The sequence below is a fragment of the Vibrio sp. OPT46 genome (assembly GCF_015163535.1).
GTDB lineage: Bacteria > Pseudomonadota > Gammaproteobacteria > Enterobacterales > Vibrionaceae > Vibrio > Vibrio alginolyticus.
This window is the reverse complement of sequence record NZ_JADDYG010000649.1, coordinates 1-4089: the sequence shown is the minus strand read 5'-3', so window position 1 is coordinate 4089 and position 4089 is coordinate 1. Positions and strand designations below refer to the sequence as shown.

The following is a 4089-nucleotide window of genomic DNA, read 5'->3' as shown; positions in this document are numbered from 1 at the left end:
TTAATGACAGAAGACTTTTCAAAGTCAATCACACAAGTTCGAGCGACTATCAGAGATGATTTGGGATATACCGATCATACTCATACAAAAGTCATTAATCTTAAGTGCTCAGAAGACCTAATCCTATTACTTGCTGATGTCATCTTCATGGGCTCTGAAGAAAACCAATCTAAAGATGATGAGGGCAGAAGTTTTAAAGCGATCACTGCGTCTGTTTTAGAATCACACCCTGCAACGTCAGACATTCACTTTGAAGTATCTAATATACCTGGCAACACGTTAGTACGTATACGTGTAGATGGCGATTTAATTGATTTCAAAGAATATACATACGATAGGCTTTACGAGACGGTTGATGTTGCTTACAACATCATCGGTGGGGATGAAGCATCCGGCTCTAGCATCCAAGGTAATAACCTAAGCTGGAAAGAACCTCAATCTGGTAAATTTATCTACACGTATAACGATACTCAAATTGAAATGCGTGTTGAATTTGCACCAAGAGAAACTGAGGGCGGTGGAGATCTAGTATGCAGGATTACCAGTAAAGGGGAGAAATCCTCTATAAGAAAGCTAGATAAAGCTGGATATCACCCAGTTCAAACGCTGTTGATTAAAAAACACTCCAGTAAAAAACAAGGAAATATACTGTTTGCTGGTGTTACAGGTTCTGGTAAGACCCAGTCCATGTATTCAGTTATCGATTACTTACAAGACTTGTACAAATCTACTCGGAAGTTTGTTACTGCCGAAAACCCTATCGAGATGAACTTAGAGGGCGTTTCACAAGTTAACTTAGAAGATAACTCTAGCGCTTCTGATAATGAAATGAACACATTAACCAAGCAGTTTGAACGAATTTCCGAAAGCTTCATGCGACTAGACCCAGATATCATGGGTACAGGAGAAATACGTTGCTACAATTCAGCAAAATTTGCAATTGAATCTGCCCGAACTGGCCATGTATGTTTCTCAACAATACATGCCGCATCTTCTTGTGATGTACCAGGTCGCTTGGACGGTTTCGGTGTAGCTAGATCAGTCTATCAATCATCAAACACCCTAACTGTCATCATTGCTCAGTCTTTAGTACGAACCGTGTGCCCATCCTGTAGTCGAAGTTATGATGAGCTTCCGAATAACTCTCCATTAGTTTATTCATTAATACAAAGCTTATCTTCCCTAGAGTTACTTGAGTACCTGCCGAACATACGTTTCGCAAAGCAAGGTGGGTGTGAAGAGTGTAATTATTCTGTAGATGGCCGTGTTGGACGAACACCTGTAGCTGAAGTCTTGGCGCCAGATCAAACAATCAGAAACCTATGGGCTAAAAACGAAGATGATTTGGCTAAAGCTCATTGGCTAAACACTGGTGGTTTTACTAAGTTAGAGCACGCAATTTATAAAATGTGCAAAGGGATATTGGACCCTGAGATGATAGAACGTGAAATCGATCAACTTGCGGTCTCTCGATTGGTTCGTGAAGAGCTAAATGTTTCTCTCTACCACCCAGAGGTTTAATTAATGGAAAACGATATTAACCAAAAACTGCTCAAAATAAAGAGTCAATACCTTAGTGATGACTTCATTGATACCTTAAAGCTAAAGTCTACAAACTATCGTGTGGGCTCAAAGAGAAAGTCTCAACTTCTAGAGAAAATTGCATCACGTTTAGCAGATGGTGATTCCATCTTAAATGTATTGGACTCCCTCTATGAGGCCTATAAATCCCAACAACCAAAATCTCCAGAAACAAAATTTGTGAAATACCTGGCTGACCGGTATAGGTACAAACCAGTTATCTCTTATATGCTCGCTCCATTCTTTGATAAAACTACGATTGGTGTTGCCTACGCAATTGAGAAAAAAACAGCTGCCTATAAGGTAATACGTATTTGTGTCAGTCAGCTGCAGCGTAAACAACAAATGAGGGGGGCTGGTTTTTTAGGGATAGTCGGTCCTATCATAGGTGTTGGTTTAATCATGCTTATTTGTAGCCTTGCTCATTTATACATCTATGCAGTGTTGTTCAAAGGACTAAATATAAAACCAACTCCAATGATGAGTTTTGCAAGAGAGTTTACAAAAACTGTATACGAGATAAGCCCATTTGTTACTGCATTTCTTGTAATTTACGGAGTATGGGTAGTTTGGAGTTTACCCAATCAAATACATCGGAGATTAACTAAATTACCACCTTGGAATGTTGTTGACGCGATTAACTCTGCTATAACTCTGCAAACATTCAACGCCCTTTTGAAAGTGGGGATGCCTTCTTCAGAGGCACTAAAGCTGGTAGGTTCCCACTCAACGCCATATGTAAAACATTGGTGTCAAAAAATGCGCCTAAGCATGATTGGAGGAAAGAGTGAGGGGCAAGCTCTCGCTTGTGATTTCTTTAGTAGAGAACCAAGAATTGAGATTGAGTCATATGCTACAACCTCAGACTTTACAAATAAACTAGACGATATCACCGAAGAAGTATTTGCTAACACTGAAACGCTCGTGAAAAAGCTTACGACAGGGATCATGCTAGGCTGCATGATGGCTGTGTTAAGTGTAAACGCGATAGTAGGTCTCTCCATTTCTACAATTGGCCAAAACCTTAATTAACCTTGATAGTTCTATTAACAAGTTGTAACACTGATATTCCACTTGATTGATATATATCAATCATGTATAAAATCCAATAGCTTTTAACAAGGAAAAATAGCTATGTTATTCAAACCTAAACGTAATAATCCAAATAAACCTAACCGTATTCACGCAAAGCGACGTGGTGTATTTCTATCTACAGAACTCCAGCTTGTTTTGGCATTCTTGGGGGTAATGGTTGTTGGTTATGCAACTACCATGGGAGACTCCGGGGCTGAAAAACTTGTAGATGATGCAGAGAAAGCTTTACTACAAGCTTCAGACGAACTTAGACGAACAGTCGGTGGTTTCGGTTCTTACGCATCTGTTGACAATACAGATTGTTACGACAAGAACATCTGGCCATCCAGTTGGTTAAGTGCAACTCAAGATGAATTTACAACTCCATTCTCTGACAACGGTTTGACCTGTGGAAGCGTTGATACTGCTACTAACCGTGATGGCATTACGTCTACAGGTACAGGGAAGTTCTACACTTTCACATTCTCTAACGTAGAAACAGATCAGTGCAACCTCCTGGTTGGCCGTGTATTCCAAAATTTCGTTGAGATCCAGGTTGAAGGTACGCGAATTGATGGCAATGACACTCTTAAAACACAGTGTGCATCTGGCGATGAAGTAGCAATCACATTCATCAACCGTTAATCATTATTACTAAGAGTGGCCAATATGCTGCCTAGAACCTCAATCAAAAGACAAAGAGGCTTTTTCCTTCAACTTGGCATATTGGCCTCTACTGTCGCTTTAAGTATCATCATGTCCACTTACCTCATGATGAAAAGTGATCAATACGAATCTCAAGTAGACCAACTTCAAGGGCAGCGTATAGCAACGCTGCTTCATGCTATCAAGAATGCCTCAAGACAAAGTGGCGCATTAGCCCAATGGAATCAGCCGGGCCAACCCTTCCAAAACGGTGCTGAGCACATTGGAACAATGTGGTTGAAGCCAAACACCTGTGGTGGTACCCAAACATCTGAGTTCCTATTCTGTGACTTCGAAGATTCCCCTAGAATTGGGGATAACATGCAATACAAAACTGAAGTTACAAATGATGGAACCCAGGTCGAACTCAAATTAACTGTCTCAAATACAGCTGAAACTCGGGGATTTGACTTCTCTGGTGAAAACGGAGTCAAACGTTCATGTACTATAGCCCGGATTGCTGGTGGAGGTTTGGCAAACCTAAATTCAGGCACCTCAATCTCGCAAGTGGATTGCGACTTTGATACAGGTATCATTACTATGGATATCACTTGGGGCACAAGCTTCTCTGATGACCTGAGTATCCATGGTACAAACTCACCGTTAGCTACAATCGACTGGAATGGACAGGATGTCGATAATATGGACCGCCTTGAAGTATCTAGCATTGTGGACCGAGAAAACCCTGTATTTAGACTCGATTTGAATGGAACCAGCAACCTCAACAAC

3 protein-coding genes and 1 pseudogene are annotated in these 4089 nt (G+C 40.8%); all 4 read left to right on the top strand.

Annotated elements, in window-relative coordinates; genetic code table 11:
- Positions 1-1521: GspE/PulE family protein (locus tag IQR33_RS24145; protein ID WP_193844135.1), on the top strand; the 1521-nt coding region annotated here is incomplete at its 5' end.
- 3 nt (positions 1522-1524) lie between these two features.
- A complete protein-coding gene (locus IQR33_RS24140) occupies positions 1525-2613 on the top strand; it encodes a hypothetical protein (protein ID WP_025767019.1) in 1089 nt (362 codons plus the stop codon).
- Between the two features lie 102 nt (positions 2614-2715).
- A complete protein-coding gene (locus IQR33_RS24135; protein WP_086484017.1) occupies positions 2716-3300 on the top strand; it encodes a hypothetical protein in 585 nt (194 codons plus the stop codon).
- 111 nt (positions 3301-3411) lie between these two features.
- Positions 3412-4089, top strand: a pseudogene (locus IQR33_RS24130) (hypothetical protein); the annotation flags it as partial.